The 22,350-nt window shown below is 64.6% G+C and carries 21 protein-coding genes and 1 pseudogene; 9 read left to right on the plus strand and 13 right to left on the minus strand.

Annotated features, from left to right (window positions below):
- Positions 1–28: 28 nt before the first annotated feature.
- Entirely contained in the window at positions 29–769 is a 741-nt protein-coding gene (locus BKM74_RS05630; RefSeq protein ID WP_086464727.1) for a hypothetical protein, read from the minus strand.
- Between the two features lie 116 nt (positions 770–885).
- On the opposite strand from BKM74_RS05630, the gene BKM74_RS05635 reads away from it, so the two are divergent.
- The gene (locus BKM74_RS05635) at positions 886–1,548 is read left to right on the plus strand and encodes an orotate phosphoribosyltransferase (protein WP_086464728.1); all 663 of its coding nucleotides are present in this window, start codon (positions 886–888) and stop codon (positions 1,546–1,548) included.
- 237 nt (positions 1,549–1,785) lie between these two features.
- Here BKM74_RS05635 and BKM74_RS05640 read toward each other — a convergent pair whose 3' ends face one another.
- Positions 1,786–2,523, minus strand: coding sequence for a TerC family protein (locus BKM74_RS05640; RefSeq protein ID WP_086464729.1), 738 nt, complete (start codon positions 2,521–2,523; stop codon positions 1,786–1,788).
- Positions 2,524–2,662: 139 nt separating this feature from the next.
- Between BKM74_RS05640 and BKM74_RS05645 the strand changes: the two genes are divergently transcribed.
- The 3 genes from BKM74_RS05645 to BKM74_RS05655 are packed head-to-tail and all read left to right on the plus strand — an operon-like array spanning position 2,663 to position 6,301.
- On the plus strand, positions 2,663–4,354 hold the full coding sequence (locus BKM74_RS05645; protein WP_086464730.1) for a peptide ABC transporter substrate-binding protein: 1,692 nt from the start codon (positions 2,663–2,665) through the stop codon (positions 4,352–4,354).
- 28 nt (positions 4,355–4,382) lie between these two features.
- Positions 4,383–5,342, plus strand: coding sequence for an ABC transporter permease (locus tag BKM74_RS05650; protein ID WP_086464731.1), 960 nt, complete (start codon positions 4,383–4,385; stop codon positions 5,340–5,342).
- The gene (locus BKM74_RS05655; RefSeq protein ID WP_086464732.1) at positions 5,339–6,301 is read left to right on the plus strand and encodes an ABC transporter permease; all 963 of its coding nucleotides are present in this window, start codon (positions 5,339–5,341) and stop codon (positions 6,299–6,301) included. Before BKM74_RS05650 ends, BKM74_RS05655 begins: the two co-directional genes overlap by 4 nt.
- Before the next feature lie 201 nt (positions 6,302–6,502).
- Here the strand turns inward: BKM74_RS05655 and BKM74_RS18935 are convergent.
- Positions 6,503–6,916, minus strand: a pseudogene (locus BKM74_RS18935) (DedA family protein); the annotation flags it as partial.
- A gap of 133 nt (positions 6,917–7,049) precedes the next feature.
- Between BKM74_RS18935 and BKM74_RS05665 the strand changes: the two are divergent.
- Genes BKM74_RS05665 through BKM74_RS05680 form a run of 4 tightly spaced genes read left to right on the plus strand, consistent with a single transcriptional unit; the run spans position 7,050 to position 9,167 of the window.
- Complete coding sequence (locus BKM74_RS05665; protein WP_086464733.1) at positions 7,050–7,523, plus strand: hypothetical protein; 474 nt, start codon at positions 7,050–7,052, stop codon at positions 7,521–7,523.
- 11 nt (positions 7,524–7,534) lie between these two features.
- Entirely contained in the window at positions 7,535–8,548 is a 1,014-nt protein-coding gene (locus BKM74_RS05670) for an aldo/keto reductase (RefSeq protein ID WP_086464734.1), read from the plus strand.
- Positions 8,549–8,581: 33 nt separating this feature from the next.
- A complete protein-coding gene (locus tag BKM74_RS05675; RefSeq protein WP_086464735.1) occupies positions 8,582–8,866 on the plus strand; it encodes a type II toxin-antitoxin system RelE/ParE family toxin in 285 nt (94 codons plus the stop codon).
- Positions 8,847–9,167, plus strand: a complete 321-nt coding sequence (locus tag BKM74_RS05680) for a HigA family addiction module antitoxin (protein WP_281251443.1) — start codon at positions 8,847–8,849, stop codon at positions 9,165–9,167. Before BKM74_RS05675 ends, BKM74_RS05680 begins: the two co-directional genes overlap by 20 nt.
- 15 nt (positions 9,168–9,182) lie before the next feature.
- On the opposite strand, the gene BKM74_RS05685 is transcribed toward BKM74_RS05680, so the two are convergent.
- The 7 genes from BKM74_RS05685 to BKM74_RS05715 form a co-directional block, all read right to left on the minus strand.
- Positions 9,183–10,358 (minus strand): M20 aminoacylase family protein, encoded by a 1,176-nt coding sequence (locus BKM74_RS05685; RefSeq protein WP_086464737.1) that lies wholly within the window; start codon positions 10,356–10,358, stop codon positions 9,183–9,185.
- A gap of 28 nt (positions 10,359–10,386) precedes the next feature.
- The gene (locus tag BKM74_RS05690; protein ID WP_086464738.1) at positions 10,387–11,613 is read right to left on the minus strand and encodes a metal-dependent hydrolase family protein; all 1,227 of its coding nucleotides are present in this window, start codon (positions 11,611–11,613) and stop codon (positions 10,387–10,389) included.
- Positions 11,614–11,733: 120 nt separating this feature from the next.
- Complete coding sequence (locus BKM74_RS05695) at positions 11,734–12,777, minus strand: ABC transporter ATP-binding protein (RefSeq protein WP_086464739.1); 1,044 nt, start codon at positions 12,775–12,777, stop codon at positions 11,734–11,736.
- Complete coding sequence (locus tag BKM74_RS05700; RefSeq protein WP_245825826.1) at positions 12,770–13,762, minus strand: ABC transporter ATP-binding protein; 993 nt, start codon at positions 13,760–13,762, stop codon at positions 12,770–12,772. The genes BKM74_RS05695 and BKM74_RS05700 overlap by 8 nt, the downstream gene beginning before the upstream one ends.
- 12 nt (positions 13,763–13,774) lie before the next feature.
- Positions 13,775–14,779, minus strand: coding sequence for an ABC transporter permease (locus BKM74_RS05705; protein ID WP_245825828.1), 1,005 nt, complete (start codon positions 14,777–14,779; stop codon positions 13,775–13,777).
- 13 nt (positions 14,780–14,792) lie between these two features.
- Positions 14,793–15,770: an ABC transporter permease gene (locus tag BKM74_RS05710; RefSeq protein ID WP_086464741.1), complete on the minus strand. Its 978-nt coding sequence runs from the start codon at positions 15,768–15,770 to the stop codon at positions 14,793–14,795.
- A 92-nt stretch (positions 15,771–15,862) separates the two neighbouring features.
- Positions 15,863–17,446, minus strand: coding sequence for an ABC transporter substrate-binding protein (locus BKM74_RS05715; protein WP_086464742.1), 1,584 nt, complete (start codon positions 17,444–17,446; stop codon positions 15,863–15,865).
- A 248-nt stretch (positions 17,447–17,694) separates the two neighbouring features.
- Between BKM74_RS05715 and BKM74_RS05720 the strand changes: the two genes are divergently transcribed.
- The gene (locus tag BKM74_RS05720; RefSeq protein WP_086464743.1) at positions 17,695–18,783 is read left to right on the plus strand and encodes a M14 family metallopeptidase; all 1,089 of its coding nucleotides are present in this window, start codon (positions 17,695–17,697) and stop codon (positions 18,781–18,783) included.
- Between the two features lie 16 nt (positions 18,784–18,799).
- Here BKM74_RS05720 and BKM74_RS05725 read toward each other — a convergent pair whose 3' ends face one another.
- The 3 genes from BKM74_RS05725 to BKM74_RS05735 form a co-directional block, all read right to left on the minus strand.
- Positions 18,800–19,357: a hypothetical protein gene (locus tag BKM74_RS05725; protein ID WP_086464744.1), complete on the minus strand. Its 558-nt coding sequence runs from the start codon at positions 19,355–19,357 to the stop codon at positions 18,800–18,802.
- A gap of 160 nt (positions 19,358–19,517) precedes the next feature.
- Positions 19,518–20,738, minus strand: coding sequence for a 5-aminolevulinate synthase (gene hemA / locus BKM74_RS05730; RefSeq protein WP_086464745.1), 1,221 nt, complete (start codon positions 20,736–20,738; stop codon positions 19,518–19,520).
- Positions 20,739–20,877: 139 nt separating this feature from the next.
- Positions 20,878–22,266 (minus strand): aspartate aminotransferase family protein, encoded by a 1,389-nt coding sequence (locus BKM74_RS05735; protein ID WP_086464746.1) that lies wholly within the window; start codon positions 22,264–22,266, stop codon positions 20,878–20,880.
- Positions 22,267–22,350: the final 84 nt, after the last annotated feature.

The raw sequence follows: 22,350 nt of genomic DNA on the forward strand, positions 1-22,350 counted from the left end.
CGGATGCTTGACCCGATGCTAGCCGCTTTCAGCCCTTCGGCAAATCGCTATAGCCGCGCACCCGGTGCCGCACCGCATAATCCGGCGCCATCTCGCCAATCGGTGCGATGTCCCAGTCCCATTCCGTGCCGCCTTCCGGCAGGGAAAGCCCGTAGAGCGGATCGATCTCGCCGATCGTCTTCCCGTCCGCGTCCAGCACGATCCGTCGTATGTCGGTGACCAGGCAGACTCGTCCCGGCAGGCGACGCAGCCAGTCGAGATGCGCCCGCACCAGAGCGCCGGCGAACAAATCGCCCTCCGCCTCCGCCTGGCCGCGCCGCTCCAGCTGGCTGACCGGCACATAGGCAAGTTGTGACATCAGATTGAGCGAGATCACCAGATCGGCCGACCGCAGCGCCGGCAGGTCAGGCGGCGCCGGTACCGCCATGCCGGGCGACAGCATCCCGCCGATGCCGGTCAGGTCGGCATCCAGCAGGGACACCCGCGGCGTCAGCGCGGCGCGCAACCGGACCCGCCAGGGATGCGCCACATCGACCAGCACCACCCGCCCGAATGCCGCCATCAATGCTTGCAGCGGCACGTCGAACAGCGGGCCGGAGCCGAGAATGGCGACGCTGTTCCGTTCCGGACAGGCGGCGACGGCTTCCAGGATGACCTGCCGCGTCGCCTGCAGATGCGGCCGCCAGGCCGCCCGGTTGCGGGCGTGGCGGTAGTGAATGCCGCGCATTTCGGCGTGGTAGGCGGCCAGAATATCGGGATCGGATATCATCGGCCCGAAAATACCCCAGCTACGGCGCTGGCGACAGATGCGGCACACGCACCGAAGGGCGCTTGACGGCGGGCGCGTCCTGGGCTGTCTTGGCGCGAAACCGCGCGAGGGACAAAATGACCGATACCAAGAGCTGGGCCGAGATCACCGCCGACATCCTGCTGGACATCAAGGCGATCCATATCCGCCCGGAGGAACCCTTCACCTTCACCTCCGGCCGGCTCAGCCCGGTCTATGTCGATTGCCGCAAGATCATCAGCTTCCCGCGCGCCCGCGCCAAGCTGATGGATATGGGCGTGGAGAAGATGGGCCGCATCGCCGGCTTCGAGGGCTTCGACGCGGTGGCCGGCGGCGAGACGGCGGGCATCCCCTTCGCCGCCTGGATCGCCGAGCGTATGGGCCTGCCGATGCTCTATGTTCGCAAGAAGCCCAAAGGGTTCGGTCGTAATGCTCAGATTGAAGGTGAGATCAGGGACGGCCAGCGTGTGCTGCTGGTCGAGGATCTGGCCACCGATGGCGGCAGCAAGCTGAACTTCGTCGAGGCGCTGCGCACTGCCGGCGCCGAGGTGGCGCATTGCTTCGTCGTGTTCCATTACGGCGTGTTCCCGGAAGGTGTGGCCAAGCTGACCGAACAGGGTGTGGCCCTGCACGAGCTGGCGACCTGGGCCGACGTGCTGCTGGCCGCCGAGCGGCGCGGCTACACCAAGGACCAGCTCGACCAGGTGCGCAGCTTCCTCGCCGACCCGGACGGCTGGGCCGAGAACCGCACCAAGGGGTAAGGCGGCTTCAGAGGCATGGCCCCTCCTCCCTTGTCCTTCGAGACGCCTGCTGCGCAGGCTCCTCAGGACGAGGGGAGCGTTGGAATTCTGACAGAGCCTCCTGGTGACCTCATGCTGAGGAGGCCGCGCCCAATCCTTTTGAGCGCGGCCGTCTCGAAGCATAGGTCGGCTCGCTCAACCGGTTAGCCCCAGACCGTCACCCCCAGACCGTCACCTCCAGACCCGTCACCCCGGGCCTCAATGCCCCGCCGCCTCGGCCTTCAGGCGCTTGCGGCGGGCGGCGGCGGCGAGGTTCAGGGCCTCGACCAGCACCGAGAAGCCGATGGCGAAGTAGAGATAGCCTTTCGGGATATGGAAATGCAGCCCGTCGGCGACCAGCGCCACGCCGACCAGCAGCAGGAAGGCCAGCGCCAGCATCTTCACCGTCTGGTGCCGGCTGACGAAATTGCCGACCGGACCGGCGGCGAACATCATCACGCCGACAGCCAGGATGACGGCGGCGATCATGATGCGCAGGTCGTTAACCATGCCAACCGCGGTGACGATCGAATCCAGCGAGAAGATGACATCGAGCACCAGTATCTGCCCGATGGCCGCCCCGAAGCTGGCGATGACCTTCTCCGTGGTGCCGTCCTCGCCGCCTTCCACCGTATGATGGATTTCCGTGGTCGCCTTCCAGATCAGGAAAATGCCGCCGGCGAACAGGATGATGTCGCGCCACGACGCTTCGAAACCGGCCAGGGTGAAAACCGGCGTCGTCAGCCCGACGACCCAGGCGATAACGCTGAGCAGCACGAGGCGCATGACCAGCGCCAGCCCCAGCCCGACCTGCCGGGCGCGGTGGCGCTGGGCTTCCGGCAGCTTGTCGGCAATGATGGCGATGAAGATGATGTTGTCGATGCCCAGGACGATTTCCAGAAAGGCCAGCGTCGCAAAGGCGATCCAGGTTTGCGGATCGGTCAAAAGCTCAATCATGGAAACTCCCGGGCTGAAGAGGCGGCGGCGTCATCGGACACTTTTCGATTTTAGGTAAGTACCGAAGCCTGTCTGTCTGTCTAACGGCTGCTATAGTCGTTTTGTGCCCAAATGAGCAATCGAATGTGGAGCGGTCTTGATGACGGGTCTGGTGCGACTGGCGGTTCTTCTGGTTTTCGCCCTTGGCCTTGCCGCCCCGGCGGCGGCGAAAAGCCCCGAGGTAGGTAAGGACGAGTTGGTCATCGGCATCACCCAGTTCCCCTCCACGCTGAACCCGCTGATTGATGCCATGCTGGCGAAATCCTATGTGCTGGGCATGGCGCGGCGGCCGATCACCACCTACGGTCCGGACTGGCAGCTGATCTGCATGCTCTGCACCGGGTTGCCGACCATCGAGAACGGCCGCGCCGTCCCCTTCGAGCTGGACAAGCCGAACGATGCCGGCGGCACGAAGGGCATCCGTCTCACCTACACGCTGCATCCGGACGCGAAGTGGGGCGACGGCACACCGGTCACGACGAAAGACGTGATCTTCACCTGGAAGGTGGGCCGCACGCCGCAGACCGGCGTCGCCAATCAGGAGAGTTTCCGCCGCATCCTCGATATCGAGGCGAAGGACGACAAGAGCTTCACCCTCACCATCGACCGGCTGGGCTTCAACTACAATTCAATCAACGGGCTGGATCTGTTGCCGGCCCATCTGGAAGCCGCGCCGATGGCCGAGCCGGCGGAATACCGGCACCGCACGCTGTACGACACCGACCCGGCCAATCCCGGCCTGTATAACGGCCCCTACCGCGTCACCCAGGTCGCTCCCGGTAGCCACATCACGCTGGAGCCGAACGCTCACTGGTGGGGCGAGAAGCCGGCCTTCAAGCGCATCATCGTCCGGGTGATCGAGAACACGGCGGCGCTGGAAGCCAACCTGCTGGCCGGCGACATCGACTATATCGCCGGCGAGCTGGGCCTGCCGCTGGACCAGGCGCTGGCCTTCGAGAAACGCCATGGCGAACGCTTCAAAATCGCCTACAAGCCGGGCCTGATCTACGAGCATATCGACCTGATGCTGGACAATCCGGTGCTGGCCGACATCCGCGTGCGCAAGGCGCTGATCCACGCCATCGACCGGCAGGCCATCGACCGGCAGCTGTTCGGCGGCAAGCAGCCGGTCGCCCATTCCAACGTGAACCCGCTGGACTGGGTGTATGACAAGGATGTCCCGGCCTACGCCTATGATCCGAAGCAGGCGGCCGCACTGCTGGACGCGGCCGGCTGGACGCGCGGCCCCGGCGGCATCCGCCAGAACGCGAAGGGCGAGAAGCTGACGCTGGACTTCATGACCACCGCCGGCAACCGCACCCGCGAGCTGGTGCAGCAGGCCTTGCAGGCGCAATGGCGGCAGGTCGGCATCGATGCGCGTATCCGCAACGAACCGGCGCGGGTGTTCTTCGGCGAGACGGTGACGAAGCGCAAATTCACCGGCCTTGCCATGTATGCCTGGATCAGCGCGCCGGAATCGGTACCGCGGACGACGCTGCATTCCTCGCAGATTCCCAGTGCGGAGAATGGCTGGAGCGGCCAGAACAACCCGGGATTCCGCAACGACGAGATGGATACGCTCATCGACCGGCTGGAGGTCGAGCTGGACCGCGAAAAGCGCCGGCCGATGTGGGCGCGGCTGCAGGCGATCTATGCCGAGGAACTGCCGGTCATCCCGCTGTATTTCCGCGCCGACGCCTATGTGATGCCGCGCTGGCTGGACGGCATCACCCCGACCGGTCACCAGTACCCGACGACGCTGTGGGTCGAGCAATGGCGCGCCGCGCCGTGATCTCCTTCCTCCTTCAGCCGGCCCGCTGATGCAGGCCTATATCGTCCGGCGGCTGTTGCAGGGGATCGGCGTACTGCTCGTCATGTCCTTTGTCATCTACGGCCTGCTGGGGCTGATGCCGGGCGACCCCATCGACCTGATGATCCAGGCCGACCCGAACCTGACGACCGCCGACGCGGTGCGCCTGCGGGCGTTGTACGGGCTCGACCGGCCGATCCTGGAGCGCTACGCCAACTGGGCTTCGGCGGCGCTGTCCGGCGATCTGGGCTATTCCCGGCAGTTCGCGCGGCCGGTGCTGGAGGTGCTGGCGCCGCGCCTCGGCAACACGCTGCTGCTGATGGGAACCAGCTTCCTGCTGGCCGTCGCCATTGCCCTGCCGCTGGGCGTGCTGGCGGCCAGCCGGCCGGGATCGCCGGCCGACCGCATCGTGAACCTGTTCTGCTTCGCCGGCATCTCCGTGCCGCCGTTCTGGCTGGCGCTGCTGCTGATCATGCTGTTCGCCGTCACGCTGGGCTGGCTGCCGGCGGGCGGCATGGCCCCGGCGGGGATGCAGGCGCCGGGCTTCCTCGACCGGCTGCCCTATCTGGTGCTGCCGGTCATCACCCTGACGCTGGCCAGCCTTGCCGGCCTCACACGCTATCTGCGGGCGTCGCTGATCGAGGCGATGCGCGAGGATTATATCCGCACCGCGCGCGCCAAGGGGGCCGGCGAGGCGCGCGTGCTGTGGCGGCACGGGGTGCGCAACGCGCTGATCCCGGTGGTCACCATCCTGGCGCTGGATTTCGGCACATTGTTCTCCGGCGCGCTGATCACCGAAACCATGTTCGCGCAGACCGGTATGGGCAAGCTGATCTACGACGCGATCATGAACAATGACTATAATCTGGCGCTGGTCGGGCTGCTGTTCGCGACGCTGGTGACACTGCTGGCCAATCTGGCGGCCGATGTCGCCTATGCGAAGCTCGACCCGCGGATATCCTACCGATGAGAGCGGATACCGCCCTGGCCCCGGCCATGGAGAGCCCGGCGCGGCTGGTCTGGCGGCGATTTTGCCGGCACCGGCTGGCGCTGGCGAGCCTGGTATTGCTGGTGCTGCTGGCCGGGCTGGCGCTGGCCGCCCCGCTGATCGAGCGGGCGCTGGGGCTGGACGCGACGGCAGTGAATCTGTTCGGCCGGCTGGCCCCGCCCTCGCCCCAGCACTGGCTGGGCACCGACGAGCTGGGCCGCGATCTGATGCTGCGGCTGCTCTACGGGGCGCGGGTGTCGCTGTTCGTCGGCATCGTGGCGGCGCTGGCGGCGGCCAGTATCGGCTCGATCCTCGGCGTCGCCGCCGGCTATCTGGGCGGCCGGCTGGACGCCGTGCTGATGCGGCTGGCGGACGGGGTGATCTCGCTGCCCATGCTGCCGCTGCTGATCGTGCTGGCGGCCATCGACCCGGCCAAGCTGGGCCTGCCGGACAGCGTGGCACAGTCGGAAAATCTCAGCCTGTATCGTATCGTCGCCATCATCGCGCTGGTCGGCTGGACGACCACGGCACGGCTGGTGCGCGGCGCCACCCTGTCGCTGAAGGAACGCGCCTTCGTGGAAGCCGCCCGCGCGCAGGGCGCCACAGCCGCGCGCATCATGTTCCGCCATATCCTGCCGAACGCAATGTCGCCGATCCTGGTCGCCACCACCCTGTCGGTCGGCAATGTGATCCTGCTGGAATCGGTGCTGAGTTTCCTGGGGCTGGGCATCCAGCCGCCGGTGGCGAGCTGGGGCGCCATGCTGACCGGCGCGCAGGAGACGCTATGGCAGCGCCCGGCGCTCGCCCTCTACCCCGGGCTGCTGATCTTTCTGACCGTCATCGCCTTCAATTTCCTGGGCGACGGGCTGCAGGACGCCTTCGACCCCAGAGCCGGCAGGGGGGCTGGAAGGGGGGCGGGAAGATGTGTCGTTCGCGGCTGAGCGTTCGGCCTTGCGGGCTTCCTTGCGGATACGGGCGCCGGCCAGCATCTCGCGCCAGCGCTTGCGGCGGCGGCCACGCAGCAGGTTGCGGCCCCACAACAGCAGGCCGATGCCGGCGATGCCGCCCAGCACGTAGAACTCGTACTGCTTGATCTCCGCCATATAACGCTGGAACACCTCGCCAAACAGATAGCCCAGCAGGCCGACGGCAATCGCCCAGATGAAGGCCGCGATCAGGTTCAGCGGCATGAAACGCATCGGGCTGATGCCGCTCATCCCGATCACGAAGGGGCTGACCGAACGCACGCCATAGATGAAACGGAAGCTGAGGATGAAGATGACGTCATACTTGTGCAGCAGCGCCATCGCCTTGGCCGAGCGTTCGCGCCAGCGCGGCCGCTTTTCCAGCAGGCGGACACCCCAGCGCCGGCCGATGAAATAATAGAGCTGGTCACCGAGGAAGGTGCCGACGAAGGCCGCAAGCATCACATAGGGAAGCTCCAGATAGCCGCGATGGGCCGCGAAGCCGCCCAGCACCAGGATGGTCTCGCCCTCGAAGAAAGTACCGACGAAAACCGCGAGATAACCGTATTTCGCGATCATTTCCGAGAGCATGGTCCGAACCTGTCCTGAAGGGGCGTGTGGAAGATATGCGCCCGCCTTCCTTAAAATCCAATTAATTCAGCGATTGCCCCACCCGATGCCGGCGCAATGCCGGCCCGAAACCGCTCTATGGAAGGAACGTGGAATGCGGCGGCTTGTTCACACCTTCCGTCTGCGCTTCAATGGCGCCATGAAAACCGCCTCCCTGCGCCCCCTTCCCCTACTCCCCACTCCCCTGCTTTGGGCCTCTGTTGCCCTGCTGGTGCTGATCGCCTGTGCAATAGTGCCGGAACGCCCGGCCCATGCGCAGACGCCGGCATCCCCGGGCATCGGTGCGACGGGCAAGATCTGTTTCCTGCTGCGCAACCGCTCGCCGGTCATGATGAATGGCCGGGTGGTGCTGCAATCGCGCGAGCGCTTCACCTTCCGGCTGGAGCGCAACCAGCAGGTCGAATCCTGCCTGGTGGGGACGACCTATGGCGGCAACCGCATCTCGCTGGTGCTGCTGAACTATATCGGCGTGCCGCTGTTCACCTGCTACAGCACGACCAGCCACGCCATCGACCTGAACGCCCGCCGGCAGGAATCAGGCTGGCACTACACGGCAGACTGCCGCTAGGGAGAGAAAGAATGGAATACCGCAATCTTGGCCGCAGCGGGCTGAAGGTCTCGCCGCTTTGCCTGGGCACCATGATGTTCGGCGGCCCGACGACCGAGGCGGATTCCGCCGCCATTATCGCCGACGCCCGCGCGCGCGGATTCAATTTCATCGATACCGCCGACGCCTATAATGAGGGCGAATCGGAGCGGGTCGTCGGCCGGACCCTGAAGGCTGACCGCGACTGGTGGGTGCTGGCAACCAAGCTGGCCAATGCGATGGGGCCGGGCCCGAACGAGCGCGGTCTGTCGCGGCGCTGGGTGCTGCAGGCGGCGGAGGCCAGCCTGAAGCGCCTCGGCACCGACTACATCGACATCCTCTATCTGCATAAGGAGGACCTTTCCACGCCGCTGGACGAGACCGTCCGCGCGCTGGAGATGCTGGTGCGCGATGGCAAGATCCGCCATTTCGGCCTGTCGAATTTCCGCTCCTGGCGTGTCGCCGAGATCTGCCGTCTGGCGGACGCGGCCGGCATCGACCGCCCGGTGGTCAGCCAGCCCTATTACAACGCCATGAACCGCATGCCGGAGGTCGAGCATCTGCCGGCCTGCAATTATTACGGGCTGGGCGTGGTGCCCTACAGCCCGCTGGCGCGCGGCATCCTGACCGGCAAATACCTGCCGGATTCGCCGCCGCCGAACGACAGCCGCGCGGCACGCCAGGACAAGCGCATGATGCAGACTGAATGGCGGCGCGAATCCATGGTCATCGCGCAGACCCTGAAGGCCCATGCCGAGAAGAAGGGCACTACCGCCATCGGCTTCGCGGTCAACTGGGTGCTGAACAACAAGTTCGTCACCGCCACCATCGCCGGGCCGCGCACCATGGACCACTGGCTGGGCTATGTGGAGGCGCTGTCCTACCGCTTCGACGCCGAGGATGAGGCGCTGGTGGACAGCCTGGTGCCCATCGGCCACCCCTCCACGCCGGGCTACAGCGACCCCAGCTACCCCATCGAAGGCCGCGTGGTGCGAACGGAGGGATAGTAACGCTAGTCATCAGTAACGGTAGGCGTTATTATGCTGAAAGGCTTCGCCGATCGCGATACGGAACTGATCTGGCTGGGACGCTTCGCCAGGCGACTGCCGGAAGACATCCAGCGTATCGCCCGGCGAAAGCTGCGCATGCTGGATGCTGCGACAGTGCTGGAGGAGTTGCGGGTTCCGCCTGGCAACCGGCTGGAAAGTCTGAAAGGCGACCGCGCCGGACAGCACAGCATCCGCATCAACGATCAGTGGCGGATATGCTTCATCTGGGATGGCGACGGCGCACGGGAGGTCAGGATTGTCGATTACCACGACTGAGAAACAGGCTGGCAGGCTGCCCAACATCCATCCTGGCGAAATCCTGCGGGAGGAATTCCTGCTGCCGATGGGCCTGACCGCCTACCGGCTCGCCAAGGCCATTGATGTGCCGCAGACCCGCCTGTCGGAAATCCTGCACGAGCGGCGCGGTATCACCGCCGACACGGCGGCGCGTCTGGGCCGCTATTTCAGCACCAGCCCGGCCTTCTGGATGAATTTACAGGCGCGCTACGATCTGGAGCAGGTCGAGCGGGAAAAGGGGCCGGATATCGCCCGCATCGTCCCGCTCGACGCCGCCTGATCCGGCCTTGTTGCCCTAAGCCGCCTTGCCCAGCGTGGTCTCGACCAGCTTCGCCCAGTAGCTGGCACCGATCGGCAGCACGCCGTCATTGAAGTCGTAATGCGGGTTGTGCAGCATGCATCCGCCCTCGGTCGAGCCATTGCCGATCCAGACATAGCTGCCCGGCTTCTGCTGCAGCATGAAGGCGAAATCCTCCGATCCCATGGACGGCATCAGATCGTCATGCACATTGCCGTCGCCGACCACCTGGGCCGCGACCTGCGCCGCGATCTCGGTCTCCGGCGCGGTGTTGATCGTCGGCGGGTAGCGACGCTCATACTTCACCGTGGCGGTCGCGCCCATGGTCTGGCAGATGCCATCGACGATGCGGCGCATCGCCGGCTCGATCATATCCTGCACCTCCGGCCGGAAGCTGCGCGTGGTGCCGCGCAGCACAACCTCATCCGGCAGCACGTTATAGGCGTCGCCGCCATGGATCTGCGTCACACTGACCACCACGGCATCCAGCGGATGGGTGTTGCGGCTGGCGATGGTCTGCAGCGCGTTCACGATCTGTGAGGCGGTAACCACGGAATCCACACCCATATGCGGCATCGCGCCATGCGCGCCCTTGCCCTTCACGGTGATCTCGAAAATATCGAAGGACGCCATCATCGGCCCCGGCCGCACGGCGATCTTGCCGACATCGAGGCCCGGCCAGTTGTGCATGCCATAGACCTGCTCGACCGGGAATTTCTCGAACAGCCCATCCTCGACCATGACCCGGCCGCCGCCTTCATTCTCTTCCGCCGGCTGGAAGATGAAATAGACCGTGCCGTCGAAATTCTTGGTCTCGGCCAGGTACTTGGCCGCACCCAACAGCATGGTGGTGTGGCCGTCATGGCCGCAGGCATGCATCTTGCCCTCATGCTGCGACTTGTGGCCGAAGTCGTTCTTCTCCAGCACGTCCAGCGCATCCATGTCGGCGCGCAGGCCGATGGCCTTGCCGGACCCGCTGCCGCCCGCCAGCTTGCCGACGATGCCGGTGCCGGCCAGGCCGCGATGCACCTCAATGCCGAAGGATTCCAGCTTCTCCGCCACGAAGGCGCTGGTCTTGTGCTCCTCGAAGGCGGTTTCCGGATGGGTGTGGATGTGATGCCGCCAGGCGGTCATCTCGTCCTGGAAATCGGCGATACGGTTGATGATCGGCATGGGTCAGTGCCTCCGTCTTTCTGTCTGATTATTCCGCCGCCATCGGGAAGGCGGAGACGCCGCCCGGCCGGCGGTCGAGCGCGGCGATGCCGTTCTTCAGCACCATGACGTGATTCTCGGCGCGCGAGGCGGCCTTGATGTCGCTGAGCGGATCGCCCTGCACCAGCAGCAGGTCGGCGGCCAGCCCCTCGGCGATGCGGCCGCGGTCGGCAAGCCGCATCAGATCGGCGGCATTCTTCGTGGAGATGGTGATGGAATCCATCGCGGAGAGACCGATCTCCACCATATATTCCAGCTCCTTCGCGTTCTCGCCATGCTTGTTGTAGGGCGTGCCGGCATCGGTGCCCATGGCGAGGTTGCCGCCCGCCTTGTAGAACATCAGGATCGACTGCTTGTGCCGTTCGGCGACGCGCGCCGCCTTCTCATAGGCATAGGGCGGCACGCCATTGTCGCGGTTGGCGACGATGTTGTTCACCGCCGCCAGCGTGGGGACGATATAGGTGCCGCGCGGCAGCATCTCGTCGATGCATTGCTGGGTCAGGAAGATGCCATGCTCGATGGAATCGATCCCGCCGCGCACCGCGTTCAGGATGCCCTCCTCGCCCTGGGCATGGCTGGCGCAGGTCTTGTGGAACCGGTGCCCCTCGGCGATGCCGGCGGCAAGCTCCTCCGGCGAGTAATGCGCGTCTTCCGGGTTCACGCCCGGCGTCATCACGCCGCCGGTGGCCATGATCTTGATGAGGTCGGAGCCGGCATGCACCTGCTCGCGCACCGCCTTCACCACATCGTCCACGCCATCGGCGATGCGGCCATAGCGGTTGCCGTGACCACCGGTCATGCAGATCATGCGGCCGGCGGCACGGATGGTCGGCCCCAGCTGCTTGCCGGCGTTGCATGCATCGCGCACGCCGAATTCGAGATAATCCTTGCCGCCGCAATCGCGCACGGCGGTCACACCACCGCGCAGCGTGATCTGCGCATGCTCCAGCGCGCGGATGGCGATCTGGTCGGGCCGGGCGGTCTGCACGAAGATGCTGGGATTGCCCTCCGCCCCCATGCAGAGATGCACGTGGCAATCGATCAGGCCGGGCAGCAGGGACATGCCCTTGGCGTCCACCGTCTGGCCGGTAAAGCCGGCGAACTCGCCTGCCGGCGCGATCCGGGCGATCTTGCCGCCCTCGACCATCAGCCCGTGATCCTTCAGCGCCTTGCCGGCGCCATCGATGATCTGCGCGCCCAGGAAAAGCATACCCATATCCCTGTTCCTTCTTTTCCGAATCCAATTGCCCGCCAGACTAGGCTATAGCGCCCGGCGATTCCGCCCCGGCAGCCGCAAGGCTGGGCTGCGGCCTGTTCATATCCCCGCCACCTGCCCTCAGGCAGCGTCGGGAATGCGGCCTTCCTCGACGCCGTGGCAGGCGATCTTCGCGCCGTCCGGCAGGGCGATCGGCAGCGGCGCCTCAACCTTGCAGCGGTCATTGGCGAACGGGCAGCGCGGATGGAAGGCGCAGCCGCTGGGCGGGTTGATCGGGTTCGGCACCTCGCCGGCAACCGGCGTCCGCTCACCGCCCTTCATCTCCAGATCGGGGATCGTGTCGAGCAGCAGCTTGGTATAGGGATGGCGCGGCTTGGCGAACAGCACGCGCGACGGTGCCACCTCCGCCAAACGGCCCAGATACATCACGCCGACATGGTTCGACATGTGATAGACGACGGCGAGATTGTGGCTGATGAACAGGTAGGTGAGGTTCAGCTCGCGCTGCAGCTCCTTCATCAGGTTCAGGATCTGCGCCTGCACCGAGACGTCCAGCGCCGAGGTCGGCTCGTCGCACACCAGGAATTCCGGGTTGCTGGCAAGCGCGCGGGCAATCGAGATGCGCTGACGCTGGCCGCCGGAGAATTCATGCGGGTACTTCACGCCATCCTTGGCCGACAATCCCACGAAATTCAGCAGCTCGCCGACGCGCTTCTGGGTCGCCGCCTCGCCGGAGGTCAGGCCGAAGAAGCGCAGCGGCTCGGCGATGATGTCCACCACCCGCCAGCGCGGATTGAGCGAGGCATAGGGGTCCTGGAAGATCATCTGCATCTTGCGCCGGATCGGCACCAGCTGCTTGCGCGACAGGCCGGCGATGTTGCGCCCCTCGAAATGCAGGTCGCCGCGTGTCGGCGTGTAGAGCCCGACCACCAGGCGCGCCACGGTGGACTTGCCGCAGCCCGACTCACCGACCAGCGAGAAGGTCTCACCGCGGGCGATCTCGAAATTCACCCCGTCCACCGCCTTCAGCGTCTGCCGCGGCACGCCTTCGATAACGCGGTTCAGCAGCGGCGGCGACACATCGAAATAGCGCGCCAGGTCACGCGCGGCGAGCACCGGGCCAGCCGTATCGGCCTGGGTTTTCAGGGCGGCGTTCTCAGCCATGGACCGCCTCCTTCTCGTACAGCCAGCAGGCCACGTCCGTCTTCTCCACGCCAATCAGTTCCGGCCGCTCGACGCGGCATTTGTCGAACACCTTGGGGCAGCGCGGATTGAAGGCACAGCCCTGCGGAATGTCGGTCAGGCGCGGCATCGAGCCATCGATCTGGGTCAGCCGCTCGATATCGTGGCCGATCATCGGGATCGAGCCCATCAGCCCGTGCGTATAGGGATGCTTGGCGCGCTTGATGACATCCTTCACCGGGCCGATCTCGGCGATGCGGCCAGCATACATGACCGCCACGCGGTCCGCCGTTTCCGCGATCACGCCCATATCGTGGGTGACCAGCATGACCGCCGTACCATGATCCCGGCACAGCTTCTTCAAGAGCGCGATGATCTGCGCCTGGATCGACACGTCCAGCGCCGTGGTCGGCTCATCGGCGATCACCAGTGTCGGGTTCACCGCCAGCGCCAGCGCGATCACCACGCGCTGCCGCATGCCGCCGGAAAACTGGTGCGGATAATGGTCGATGCGGCGTTCCGGTGCCGGGATGCCGACATCGGACAACAGCTCGATGGCGCGGTCGCGCGCCTGCCTGTCGGTCATGTCGGTATGGGTCTGGATCGTCTCGACCAGCTGACGCCCCACCGAATAGAGCGGGTTCAGGCTGGTCAGCGGATCCTGGAAGATGGCGCCGATCTTGCGGCCGCGGATCTTGCGCATCTCCTCATAGGGCAGATTGTCGATCCGCCGCCCTTCCAGCTCGATGGAGCCGGCGGCGATACGGCCCGGCGGTTCCAGCAGGCCGATGACGGCGGCACCGGTCAGCGACTTGCCGGCACCGGATTCGCCAACCACGCCCAGCACCTCGCCGGGCATGATGTCGAAGCTGATGCCATCGACGGCGGTCAGGATGCCGCGCCGGGTCGGGAACTCGATTTTCAGATCGCGGACCTGGAGCAGCGGCTTGTCGGTGCTCTGGGGCATTTCCGGCATGTCCTATCGCAGCTTCGGGTTGAGGGCGTCGCGCAGCCAGTCGCCCAGCAGGTTCACGGCCAGCACCAGGATGACCAGCGCGGCCCCGGGGAAGATCGTCATCCACCATTCGCCGGAAAACAGGAAGTCGTTGCCGATGCGGATCAGCGTGCCAAGCGACGGCTGGGTCGGCGGCACGCCGACGCCCAGGAAGGACAGGGTCGCCTCGGTCAGGATGGCGATGGCCAGGCTGATGGTGGCGATGACCAGCACCGGGCTCATCACGTTGGGCAGCACATGGCGGATCAGAATAAGGGCCGGATGCAGGCCGATCACGCGGGCCGCCTGCACATATTCCTTGTTCTTCTCGACCAGGCAGGAGCCGCGCACGGTCCGCGCGAACTGCACCCAGTTGGCGAAGGCAATGGCCAGCACCAGGATCACCAGCGCGATCTCCTCATGCATGCCGCGCGGCAGCAGCGAGCGGGTGAATCCGTCGATCAGCAGCACGATCAGAATCGCCGGGAAGCTGAGCTGCACATCGGCGATGCGCATGATGACGGCATCGGTGACGCCGCCGAAATAGCCGGCGACGAGGCCCAGCACGATGCCCAGCACCATCGCCAGGATGACCGACAGGAAGCCCACCGTCAGCGAGACACGCGCGCCGAACATGATGGTGGAGAACACGTCGCGGCCCTGATCGTCGGTGCCGAGCAGGTAGCTGGGGTCGCCCCCCGCCTCCCAGACCGGCGGCTTGAAGGCGTCCATCAGGTTCAGCGTCATCACGTCATAGGTGTTGTGCGGTGCGATCCACGGCGCCAGGAAAGCCAGCACGAAGAACAGCACCGTCACCGCGAAGGCGACCATCACAACAGGCGAACGCTTGAAGCTGTAGAACACGTCGCCATCGAAGAAACGGCGCGCGCCATCGCTGATGCGGAACCAGAGGCCGCGCTCGACGATCACGTCGTTTACGGCGTCGGTCACGTTGGAGCCAGTCATGTTGGACCCGGTCATATTAGGCATGGGCGCGCCCTCCTCAATGACCGCCGCGTTCGACGCGCAGGCGCGGATCGACGACGTAATAGAGCATATCGACCATCAGGTTGATGACCACGAAGATGAAGGCGACCAGGCACAGATAGGCCGCCATCACGGGAATATCGACGAACTGGATCGCCTGCAGGAACAGCAGCCCCATGCCCGGCCACTGGAACACTGTCTCGGTGATGATGGCGAAGGCGATCAGCGAACCGATCTGCAGGCCGGTGATGGTGATGACCGGCACCATGGTGTTCTTCAGCGCATGGCCGAAATTCACCGCCCGGTTCGACAGGCCGCGGGCGCGCGCGAACTTGATGTAGTCGGTGCGCAGCACCTCCATCATCTCGGCGCGCACCAGGCGCATGATCAGGGTCAGCTGGAACAGACACAGCGTGATCGACGGCATGATCAGCGCCTGCCAGCCACCGACGGTCAGGAAATTGGTGGTCCACCAGCCGAGATCGACCGTCGGCCCGCGCCCGAAGGAGGGCAGCCAGCCAAGCCAGACCGCGAAGATGAGAATGAGGATGATGCCGATCAGGAAGGTCGGCAGCGATATGCCGATCAGCGAGGCCGTCAGCAGCACCTTGCTGATACTGCCATGGCGGTGCAGGCCGGTATAGACGCCCAGCGGCACACCGATGGCAAGCGCCAGAACGGCGGCGACGAACACCAGCTCCAGCGTTGCCGGCAAGCGCGTGGCGATGACATCGGAAACCGGGCGGCTCAACCGGTAGGACATGCCGAAATCGCCCTGCACGGCATTGCCGACGAAACGGGCGAACTGGATCGGGAAGGGCTGGTCCAGCCCGAGTTCCTTGCGCAGTTCCTCGCGCTGTTCGGCCGTCGCCTCCTGACCCATCATGTTGTTGATCGGGTCGCCGACGAAATTGAACAGCGAAAAGGAGATAAACGCCACCGCCAGCATCACGAAAAGTGACTGGAGCAGACGCCGAATGATGAAAGCGAACATATCGCTGTGCCTGAAAAACGGAGCTGGGTCGGCTAACAAAGAGCGACGGCCCGGACCTTGCGATCCGGGCCGTACGGCTCCCGGCTAGCGCCTTACTTCATGGTGACGTAGCGCAGGTCCACGTCGTTCTGCGGACGCTGCTTCACCTCGGCGACGGTGTTGGCGACGCCCCAGGCCAGCGCCTGCTGATGCAGCGGCAGATGGCCGAAGTCCTCCTTATGGATCTTCATGGCCTCGCTGATCATGGCATTGCGCTTCTGCTGGTTGGTCTCGACCCGGATCAGGTCGGTCAGCTCCTCAACCCGCGGGTTGGTATAGCGGCCCGAGTTCCAGGTGCCCTGGCCCTTGCCGTCCAGCGTGATGATGTTTTCCAGCAGGTTCAGCGCATCGTAGCTGCCCGGCGTCCAGCCCAGCATGTAGAAGCTGGTGTTGTAGTTGGTCTTCGCGCCGATCTTGTCGAAATGCAGCGACTTGGTCTGGGCGTTCAGCTTGATGTCGATGCCGATACGCTTCAGCATCGGCACGACGGCCAGGCAGATCGCCTCGTCGTTCACATAGCGGTCGTTCGGGCAGTCCAGCGTGACCGGGAAGCCCTTCGGATAGCCGGCTTCCGCCAGCAGCTTCTTCGAAGCTTCCGGATCGTACGGATACCGGTCGTTCAGCGCCTTGTCGAAACCGTTGATGCCCGGCGCGATCATCAGGCCGGTCGGTGTCGCGGCGCTGCGCATCACGACGCGCTTGATCGCCTCGATGTCGATGGCCTGATAGAAGGCCTGACGGACCTTCTTGTCCTTGAACGGGTTCTTGCCGGTGCCGGGCATGTCGAGCATTTCGTCACGGTGCTGGTCGAAGCCCAGGAAGATGGTCCGCAGTTCCGGCCCCTGCAGCGCCTTGGCGGTGCTGGAATTATCGATGCGCTGCACGTCCTGCAGCGGCACCGGATACATCAGGTCGATCTCGCCCGACAGCAGGGCGGCGACGCGGGTCGCGTCATTGCCGATCGGGGTGAAGATGGCCTTGGTGAGGTTATGGGTCGGCTTGCCCCACCACTCCTTGTTCGGCTCCAGCACGACGCGGGTATCGGGCACCCACTCAATCAGCTTGAACGGCCCGGTGCCGTTCATGTTCAGATTGGCGTAGGTCTTCGCCGAACTGCCGCGCTCCACATCGGTGGTGTTGTTCTTCTCCGCCCATTCCTTGTCCATGATATGGAAGTTGGGCAGATTCAGCATCAGGATCGGATCCGGACCACCGGTGATGATCTCGATCTCGTAATCGCTGATCTTCTTGATTTCCTTGATGGTATTGACCGCGAAGCTCATCTCCGACTGGGGCTGGCGGATGCGGTCGAAGCTGAACAGCACGTCATCGGCATTGAAGGCATTGCCGTTATGGTACTTCACGCCCTGCCGCAGCTTGAAACGCCAGGTGGTCGGATTGACCTGCTCCCACTCGGTCGCCAGTCCCGGGTGCAGAGAGAGATCCCACGCGCGGTGGATCAATCCCTCATACACATTGTTCTTCATCGTGTTGGTCGGCCCCTCATTATTGATGTGGGGGTCCAGACCCAGAACGTCGCCCGTCGTCGCATAACGGAACGTCTTGGCGTCAGCGGCAGCGCCGAGGCTCAGCGCTACGGCGCTCGCGACCACAGCCGCTCCAAATAGTTTACGCATCCCTGCTATCCCTTCTTTTCTTGCGCCGCACCGCCTGCTTTCACAGCATGCGGCAGGCCTCAAACCAACCATCAGGCCAGCCTTCTACCGGGCCTTCCCTTCGTCGCATGTAGCTTTCTTTTCAGTCACCCGTCAACGCGAATCAGTAACGTCAGGATGTGCGATTTTACAATCGCGCCTCTTGTCATCATACCGCATTACGCGCACCCTTCGGGCCTATCCTTTTACCGTATCGCGAGAATTCCCCGATGGACGTGATCAATTATTTTTCGCCGCACTACCAGGCTGCCCGCAGCAAATTCCTGGAAGCCGCCACCCATGCCGGCCTCAGCATCGAAAGCCATCTGAACCCCAACACCAAGGGGCCGGACGGCGGGGCGCTGTACACCGATGTGGCTGTCTGGGGCGACCCGAAGGCCGACCGCGTGCTGCTGGCCAATTCGGCGACGCATGGCGCGGAGGGATTCTGCGGGTCCGGCGCGCTGGTGGGCTGGCTGCGCAGCGGCGCCTACCGCGCCGTGCCGAAGAATGTGAAGGTGGTGCTGGTCCACGCCATCAACCCGCACGGCTTCGCCTGGATCCGCCGGGTGACTGAGGACAATGTCGACCTCAACCGCAATTTCATGACCCACAATGGCGGCTATCCGGAGAACCCGGACTATGACGCGCTGCACGATGTCATCGTGCCGAAGCAGTGGGGGGCGGACAGCCTGGCCGCGATGGAGAAGGCGTTCGACGCCTACAAGCAGCAGCATGGCGCCTTCGCCTGGCAGAAAGCGCTGAGCCAGGGCCAGTACAATCATGCCGACGGAATCTTCCATGGCGGCAACAAGCCGACCTGGTCGAACCTGACCTTCCGCAAGATCGTCGGCGCCCATGTGCAGGGCGCGAAGCATGCCTGCTTCATCGACTACCATACCGGCCTCGGGCCCTACGGCACGGTCGATCTGATCGCCGATGGCGAGCCCGGTAGCGCAGAGCTGCAGCGCTGCTTCGACTGGTTCGTGAACAATGTCAGCTCGCCGGCACTCGGCAATTCCACATCGCCGGCACTGCATGGCGTCATCAAGCATGCGGTGGTGGATATGCTGGAGGGCACGAAAGTCACCTCCGTCACGGCGGAATACGGCACCTATCCGCTGAAGACCGTGCTGGGCGCCGTTATCGCCGACAACTGGCTGCATGCGCGCGGCGATCTCGACTCCGCGCAGGGCAAGGAACTGAAGGCCCAGATGCGCAAGGCCTTCTATCCGGACGAGGATGATTGGAAGGAACTGGTTTACCTGCGTTCGCGCCAGTTCATGCGCGCGGCAATCAGGGGGCTGGCGGAAGCCTGACCCCTCTCCTTTCCGCTCAGAGGCGGGCCTGCATCTCCTCGCACCAGGCGATGCGGGCCTCGGCCTGGACGATCTCCTGATCCAGCCAGGCCGGCAGCAGCCCATCCATGATGGCCGCCTCTTCATTCGCCTTCAAATCGATCAGGCGGGCGCGCTCGTTGCGATAGAGGTCTTCCAGCATTTCCAGCTGGACCAGCTGGTCCTCGCGGTCCAGCAGGTTCAGGAAGCGCAGCTTCAGCGCGACCACCAGCTTATTCAGGTCATTGGCCAGCGGCTTCATGTTGGCGGACAGCAGGCCGAGCAGCGCGGTGCGGCCATCATCGGTCAGCCGCAGCGCGGGATTATCCTCCATGCTCTCGCCCCCGGCGGTGCCATCCACCGGCGCGACCAGCCCTTCGAAGCGCAGCAGTTCCAGCGACGGGGCCAGCAAATCCAGCGACGGCCCGGCCATGCGGCTGGCGAAACGGCGCACGGTCGCGGCCAGATCGGCATAACGCTTCGGACCTTCGGCAAGGAAACCCAGCATGGCCAGGCGCAGCGCCTCGGTCGGAATCAGCGAGTTGTCGCGAAACATTGGCATGTCCTGTTACGCACCTTTCGAACTGTGCTGACACCTAAATGGGATACCGGACCAGATTTGTCCACTATTAAGAACAATTCGCAGCAAAAAAGGAAGCGGCAATTTCAAGGCAGGCCCACTTACCCTCGCCCGCCAGGGCAGAGGGTCCTGGCGATTACGCCGCCTGCTTCAGCTCCAGCGCGCCCCAGATGTCGATGAGGGCGGCAACCAGCCGGTCCATCGCGTCATCATCGTGCAGCGGCGTCGGCGTCAGGCGCAGCCGTTCGGTGCCGCGCGGCACGGTCGGGTAGTTGATCGGCTGCACATAGATCGCGTGGCGCTCCAGCAGCAGGTCGCTGGCTTGCTTGCAGCGTGCGGCATCGCCCACCAGCACCGGCACGATATGGCTGGGCGCCTCGATGATCGGCAGCCGCGCGGCCCGAAGCTTGACGCGCAGCCGCTCCGCTCGCTGCTGATGGCGGGCACGCAGCGCCCTGCCCTCGTCGCTGCGCAGGATGCGCGCGCTGGCCAGCGCACCGGCGGTCAGCGCCGGCGGCAGCGAGGTGGTGAAGATAAAGCCCGAGGCGTGCGAGCGCAGGAAATCCGCCAGCGCGGCCGAGGCCGCGATATAGCCGCCCATCACGCCGAACGCCTTGCCCATCGTGCCCTGCACCACATCGACACGGCCCATCACCCCGTCGCGCTGGGCGACGCCAGCCCCCTCCTCGCCATAGAGGCCGACGGCATGCACCTCGTCGAGATAGCTGAGCGCGCCATAGCGCTCGCACAGATCAAGGATCTCGCCGATCGGGGAAATATCGCCATCCATCGAATAGACCGATTCGAAAGCGACCAGCTTCGGCCGGGCCGGATCGGCCTCGGCCAGCAACTGCTCCAGATGGGCCACGTCATTATGCCGGAAGATGCGCTTTTCCGCCCCGGAATGCCGGATGCCCTGGATCATCGAGGCATGGTTCAGCGCGTCGGAGAACACGATGCAGTTCGGCAGCGATGACGCCAGGCAGGACAGCGCCGCCTCGTTCGCGACATAGCCGGAGGTGAACAGCAGTGCGGCTTCCTTGCCGTGCAGCGCCGCCAGCTCCTGCTCCAGAAGCACATGATAATGCGTGGTGCCGGAAATATTGCGGGTACCGCCGGCGCCGGCGCCGGCGCGCGCAATCGCCTCCTGCATCGCCGCCAGTACCGCCGGATGCTGGCCCATGCCGAGATAATCGTTGGAGCACCAGACGGTGACCGGGCGGTGCTGCGCGCCGCCGACATGCTGGCGGGCATCTGGGAACCGGCCAGCCTGGCGTTCGAGATCGGCGAAGACGCGATAGCGTCCCTCGGCCTTCAGCTGCGCGATGCGCTCGGCGAAGAAACTCTGATAATCCATGGCGGCGATCCCGGGTTTTTTCCTAACATAATCCCGAAAGTGCCGCCGGTCATCCGCGCGGAATGTCGCGGTTCCGGGCAGGCTACGAAAAAGGCCGCCTCCGGAGAGGCGGCCTTCGCGTCATGTATGCTTGCGACGATCAGCCGAAGGAGACGCCGTCGGCCTTCAACTGCGCGGCCACCTCATCCAGCGTCTTGGTGTAGCGCGACAGCATCTCGCCGATTTCTTCCTCGGTGATGATCAGCGGCGGGCAGGTGGCGACCGAATCGCCGATAGCACGGACGATCAGGCCGTTCTTCTGCGCGATCTTGGCGAACTTCGCGCCGACGCCCAGCTTCGGATCGAAGGCGGCGCGGGTCTTCTTGTCCTGCACCATCTCCATGGCGCCGATCAGGCCGGTGCCGCGCACCTCGCCGATCAGCGGATGGCTGGCGAAGGCGGCGAAGCCCTTCTGCAGGATCGCGCCGACCTTGGCAACATGCGCGCCCATGTCCCGCTCTTCGTAGATCTTCAGCGTCTCCAGCGCGACCGCGGCCGCCACCGGATGGCCGGAATAGGTGTAGCCATGGCCGAACACGCCGATCTTCTCGGATTCGGTCACGCAGGCCTGATAGACGCGCTCGTTCACCATCACCGCCGAGATCGGCAGGTAGGAGGAGGACAGCGCCTTGGCGCAGGACAGGATATCCGGCTTCAGCCCGAAAGTCTGGCTGCCCCAGTAATTGCCGGTACGCCAGAAGCCGCAGATCACCTCGTCCGCGCACAGCAGCACGTCATACTTCTTCAGCACCGCCTGGATCTTCTCGAAATAGGTCTTCGGCGGCACGATAACGCCGCCGGCGCCCATGATCGGCTCGGCGATGAAGGCGCCGACCGTCTCCGGCCCCTCCTTCAGGATCAGCTTCTCCAGATTGTCCGCCATGCGGGTGGCGAACTCTTCCTCGCTCTCGCCCTCAAGGCCGAAGCGGTAATAATGCGGGCAGTCGGCATGCAGGATGTTGGCGATCGGCAGGTCGAAGTCGCGATGATTGTTCGGCAGGCCGGTCAGGCTGGCCGAGGCGACGGTGACGCCGTGATAGCCCTTGATGCGGGAGATGATCTTCTTCTTCTCCGGCTTGTTCTGCGCATTCCAGAAGTACCAGATCAGCTTCACGACGGTGTCGTTGGCTTCCGAACCGGAGTTCTGGAAGATCACCTTCGACATCTCCACCGGGGCAACCGACTTCAGCTTCTCGGCCAGGTCGATGGAGGGCAGGTGCGATTTGTGCGTGAAGGTATGGTAGTAGGGCAGCTCCTTCATCTGCTTGATCGCGGCATCGACCAGGCGCTTCTCGTTGAAGCCCAGCGACACCGACCACAGACCGGCCATCGCCTCAATGTAATCCTTGCCGTCCTCGTCGAACACATGGACGCCCTTGCCGCCGGTGATGACCAGCGGACCTTCCGTCTCGTGCGCCTTCAGATTGGTATAGGGATGCATATGATGCGCGATGTCGCGGGCGCTCGAAGAGTTCGGCACGAAGGTCATGGGTCCGTCCTTTGGAAAGCAGCAAATAACGAGCCGGCTAGCCCGTGACCGCAAAAAGTCAAGGGCGCTAACTACTTTAACAAT

It is taken from the genome of Oceanibaculum nanhaiense (assembly GCF_002148795.1).
GTDB classification, from domain to species: domain Bacteria; phylum Pseudomonadota; class Alphaproteobacteria; order Oceanibaculales; family Oceanibaculaceae; genus Oceanibaculum; species Oceanibaculum nanhaiense.

Coding starts and splice junctions, on each gene's coding strand:
- BKM74_RS05630 (WP_086464727.1), bottom strand. CDS start 769: ATGATATCCGATCCCGATATTCTGGCCGCCTACCACGCCGAAATGCGC.
- BKM74_RS05635 (WP_086464728.1), top strand. CDS start 886: ATGACCGATACCAAGAGCTGGGCCGAGATCACCGCCGACATCCTGCTG.
- BKM74_RS05640 (WP_086464729.1), bottom strand. CDS start 2,523: ATGATTGAGCTTTTGACCGATCCGCAAACCTGGATCGCCTTTGCGACG.
- BKM74_RS05645 (WP_086464730.1), top strand. CDS start 2,663: ATGACGGGTCTGGTGCGACTGGCGGTTCTTCTGGTTTTCGCCCTTGGC.
- BKM74_RS05650 (WP_086464731.1), top strand. CDS start 4,383: ATGCAGGCCTATATCGTCCGGCGGCTGTTGCAGGGGATCGGCGTACTG.
- BKM74_RS05655 (WP_086464732.1), top strand. CDS start 5,339: ATGAGAGCGGATACCGCCCTGGCCCCGGCCATGGAGAGCCCGGCGCGG.
- BKM74_RS05665 (WP_086464733.1), top strand. CDS start 7,050: ATGCGGCGGCTTGTTCACACCTTCCGTCTGCGCTTCAATGGCGCCATG.
- BKM74_RS05670 (WP_086464734.1), top strand. CDS start 7,535: ATGGAATACCGCAATCTTGGCCGCAGCGGGCTGAAGGTCTCGCCGCTT.
- BKM74_RS05675 (WP_086464735.1), top strand. CDS start 8,582: ATGCTGAAAGGCTTCGCCGATCGCGATACGGAACTGATCTGGCTGGGA.
- BKM74_RS05685 (WP_086464737.1), bottom strand. CDS start 10,358: ATGCCGATCATCAACCGTATCGCCGATTTCCAGGACGAGATGACCGCC.
- BKM74_RS05690 (WP_086464738.1), bottom strand. CDS start 11,613: ATGGGTATGCTTTTCCTGGGCGCGCAGATCATCGATGGCGCCGGCAAG.
- BKM74_RS05695 (WP_086464739.1), bottom strand. CDS start 12,777: ATGGCTGAGAACGCCGCCCTGAAAACCCAGGCCGATACGGCTGGCCCG.
- BKM74_RS05700 (WP_245825826.1), bottom strand. CDS start 13,762: ATGCCCCAGAGCACCGACAAGCCGCTGCTCCAGGTCCGCGATCTGAAA.
- BKM74_RS05705 (WP_245825828.1), bottom strand. CDS start 14,779: ATGCCTAATATGACCGGGTCCAACATGACTGGCTCCAACGTGACCGAC.
- BKM74_RS05710 (WP_086464741.1), bottom strand. CDS start 15,770: ATGTTCGCTTTCATCATTCGGCGTCTGCTCCAGTCACTTTTCGTGATG.
- BKM74_RS05715 (WP_086464742.1), bottom strand. CDS start 17,446: ATGCGTAAACTATTTGGAGCGGCTGTGGTCGCGAGCGCCGTAGCGCTG.
- BKM74_RS05720 (WP_086464743.1), top strand. CDS start 17,695: ATGGACGTGATCAATTATTTTTCGCCGCACTACCAGGCTGCCCGCAGC.
- BKM74_RS05725 (WP_086464744.1), bottom strand. CDS start 19,357: ATGTTTCGCGACAACTCGCTGATTCCGACCGAGGCGCTGCGCCTGGCC.
- hemA (WP_086464745.1), bottom strand. CDS start 20,738: ATGGATTATCAGAGTTTCTTCGCCGAGCGCATCGCGCAGCTGAAGGCC.
- BKM74_RS05735 (WP_086464746.1), bottom strand. CDS start 22,266: ATGACCTTCGTGCCGAACTCTTCGAGCGCCCGCGACATCGCGCATCAT.